Source organism: Bradyrhizobium manausense, from assembly GCF_001440035.1.
Lineage (GTDB): Bacteria > Pseudomonadota > Alphaproteobacteria > Rhizobiales > Xanthobacteraceae > Bradyrhizobium > Bradyrhizobium manausense.
This window is the reverse complement of record NZ_LJYG01000030.1, coordinates 1-3,438: the sequence shown is the minus strand read 5'-3', so window position 1 is coordinate 3,438 and position 3,438 is coordinate 1. Positions and strand designations below refer to the sequence as shown.

2 protein-coding genes are annotated in these 3,438 nt (G+C 64.5%); one reads left to right on the top strand and one right to left on the bottom strand.

The features are described 5' to 3' along the window. Positions 1-1,158: FIST N-terminal domain-containing protein (locus tag AOQ71_RS06685; protein ID WP_057743609.1), on the bottom strand; the 1,158-nt coding region annotated here is incomplete at its 3' end. A gap of 237 nt (positions 1,159-1,395) precedes the next feature. Between AOQ71_RS06685 and AOQ71_RS06680 the strand changes: the two genes are divergently transcribed. Further along, entirely contained in the window at positions 1,396-3,435 is a 2,040-nt protein-coding gene (locus tag AOQ71_RS06680) for a methyl-accepting chemotaxis protein (protein WP_057743445.1), read from the top strand. The last annotated feature ends 3 nt before the right edge of the window (positions 3,436-3,438 follow it).

Here is a 3,438-nt window from a genome sequence, read left to right as displayed (position 1 = left end):
CCTGCCGATGGCGACACCCGTGAATGTCTGGTTCACGTGCATCGAGCCGAACTGTTCACCATAGGTGTGAAAACCGACCACCCGGTTCTGTCGATAGAGCTCGGACATGTCGCGGGCGAGCTGGTGCTGCTCGGCATCGAGCCGGCGCAACAGGCACTCGAAGCCGATATAGAGAGACACCTCGCCGATCTGATCCTGCATTTGCGCGAAGACGTCCTGCGTCGAGCCGACAAGGCTGCGCGAGGTGGCGGCCGTGAGCACCATGCCCTCGTCGATGGCGCAAAAGAAATGCAGTGAGCCGTCGGGCTCGACGCGCTGGATCGATCGCGCATAGTAGGAGCCGCCGACACGGACCAGCACGGGGTGGGACGCAAACGAGAAAGGGTCGAGCTTGGCCTCATCCATGATCCCGACCATCCGGGAATATTCCTCGGCCGCGGGCTCCGCGTTCAGCTCCTTCACCGTCCGGTTCTCGATGTCGGCCTCGGTGACCACCATCTTCTGTGGCATCGGCTCGAAATTGTCGCACTTGAAGACCCTGAAAGGCAGCGACGTATTCAAAAGGATCAGGAGGGCGGCATTCGTATAGGCGTTGCCTTCGAAGAACACCCAGGTCTTTTCAAAGCGCAACCCGTCGCCCGCGGAGCCTCCGACGATCGGGATGTCGTCGAGCGAGGCGTAGATGGCGGACATCACCGCCTCTTCCCGGCGGCAGAGGCCGTCGATCAGGACCAGGCCGAACGAATTGCCCCGGTCCACCTGTGGGGTCACGCGCAGGAGCTCGTGGCATAGCTCGCCGCCGATGCGCCGCCCGTCCTCGACCCGGAAGCCGTCGAGATTGAGGATCGGCCGGACCACTGCGGTGAAATCAGCACGGCTGAATGCCAGCGCCACCACGCTGTTCTCGTCCCAGCCGTCGGGTGCGAGTTCGCCGGCGGTGGTGCAGCCGCAGACCGGAGTGGTGTCGAACTGCCGGCTGATCTCGGCGATGAAATGGTGGGGATCGTAGTGAGGCGAGAGGAAGACCAGGATCAGGGCCAGGTCGTCCGGCGGCAGCTGCGCCGCAAGCTCGGCGACAGCTCCATCGACGGTCGCAGCCTTCGATTTCGCAACGGCAACGCCGGATGCGTCGCTAAACCGAAAGTCGGTTTGCCCCACTCCGCTTCTCCCTCGAGGCTCACCTCGGTCTCGCGCCGAGTGCAAGTGTCCAGACAGTAAGGTCTTTTCGGCACCGCCGCAACTCGGCGGCCGGGCTCGGCGGGGATCGGTCGGGCCCGCAGCGATTCGCCCCGGCGCCCTGACGAATTTACCGCCCTTTATCGTTTCTGCCTTAGTTTTGCGCATCCGGGTCTGGGGGCGGGGCGCCTCCGGGTCGCCGTTGAATAGGGGGTTGGAATGTCCGGGCGTACCGCGTCGCCGTCCAAGCGCAGCATATTTCCCACCGTCCGGTTCCGCGCCAAGATCATCCTCGGCTTTGCCGCGGTGCTGGTGATCTCGGCCGGCAGCATGGCGTTCGCTTATTTCGGCTTCGAGCGGGTTTCATCCGGCGTCGGCTCCTATCGCCGCAGCGTCTCGGAGGCCGATCTCGCCCGCAACATCGACCGCGAACTGCTCGCCTACCGCTCGGCCGTCAAATACTTCGTCGTCACCGGCAAGGAAGATGACGCCAAGGCGGCGTTGGAGGCCGAAGTCAATCTGAAGAACGCCATCGACCAGGGGGTCAAGAGCGCCAAGACGCCGGCGCGTCAGGACAGCCTCGACAAGCTCGCCAAGGAATTCGTGAATTTCTCCGCGACCTTCGCCAAGGTCCTGCAGGCCAAGCGCGACAGCGCGCTGTTGGTGCAGAACCAGCTCTCGCGCCAGGCCAACCTGCTGAAATACAAGCTCGATGATATCGGCAACAATGCCTCCGATTCCGAGGCGCAGGCGATCGAATTCGGCACCAAGCAGGTCAACGCCCAGTTCCAGACTGCGAGCGCCGCAGCGACCAATTTCGTGCTGACCTCCGACCAGTCGATCGGGACCAGCGCGCTGGCGCGACTGAAATTCGTCGAGAACTCGCTCAGCGCGGTCTATTCCATGGACGACAAGATCGTCGCTGGCCTGAAGGATGCCAAGACCATTCTTGTCGCCTATCGCGAGGCGCTGGAGAAGCTCATCGCGAACGCCAAGCTGGTCGATGATCTCGTGACCGAGATGAGCGGCTCGGCTGGTGCGATTCTGCGTGGCGCCTCAGCCATGAAGGCGGATCTGGTCGCCGAACAGCAGCGGCTGGATTCGGAATCGGAAGCGACCATCGGAAAGACCGAGCAATTGGTGCTGATGCTGGCCGTCGGCGGCACGCTGTTAGGTGCGGTCCTTGCCTTCCTGCTCGGGACCGGCATCTCGCGGCCGATGATCGCGATGTGCAAGGCGATGCGTGAGCTTGCCTCGGGCAATTTCGACGTGGTGCTGCCCGGGCTCGGGCGCAAGGACGAGATCGGCGAGATGGCCGGCGCGGTCGAGGAGTTCAAGCTCCAGGCCGTTGCCAAGGCCGAGCGCGATGCCGCCGCCAGCGAAGCCCAGAACAGGGAGCAGGCCGCAAGCCGCCGCGCCGAGCTGATCCGCTTTGCCGACGATTTTGAAAGCGCTGTTGGTGCGATCGTGTCCAACGTTTCGGCGTCCGCCGTGCAGCTTGAATCATCCGCATCCACGCTGACCCGCACCGCCGAGACGACACAGACCTTGTCGAGCCAGGTCGCCGGCGTCTCCGAGCAGGCCTCGAGCAACATGCAGTCGGTCGCGACCGCGACCGAAGAGCTGTCGGCTTCGGTCGAGGAGATCGGCCGCCAGGTCCGCGATTCCAGCCGCATTGCCGAGGCCGCCGTGGTGCAGGCCAAGGAAACCGATGGTCGGATCGGCAAGCTCTCGCACGCGGCCCAGCAGATCGGCGAGGTGGTCAAGCTGATCACCGCGATTGCCGAGCAGACCAATCTTCTGGCGCTGAACGCCACCATCGAGGCGGCGCGCGCCGGGGAAGCCGGCCGCGGCTTTGCGGTGGTCGCGAGCGAAGTGAAATCGCTGGCGAGCCAGACCGCGAAGGCCACCGACGAGATCTCCTCGCACATCGCGGGCATGCAGGGTGCGACGGCCGAGTCGGTCGCCGCGATCAAGGAGATCGGTGCGACCATCGGCAAGATCTCGTCGATCTCGACCTCGATTGCCAGTGCAGTGGAGGAGCAGGGCGCCGCGACCCAGGAGATCGCCCGCAGCGTCCAGAACGTCGCCCAGGGCACCCAGACCGCCGCGACCGATATCGGCCAGGTCAACCGCGGCGCGGCCGAAACCGGTTCAGCCTCGGAGGAGGTGCTGAACTCGGCCAAGACGCTGTCGAGCGAAAGCACCCGCCTGCGCGCCGAGCTCGATCGCTTCATGGCGAATATCCGGGCAGCGTAGGAC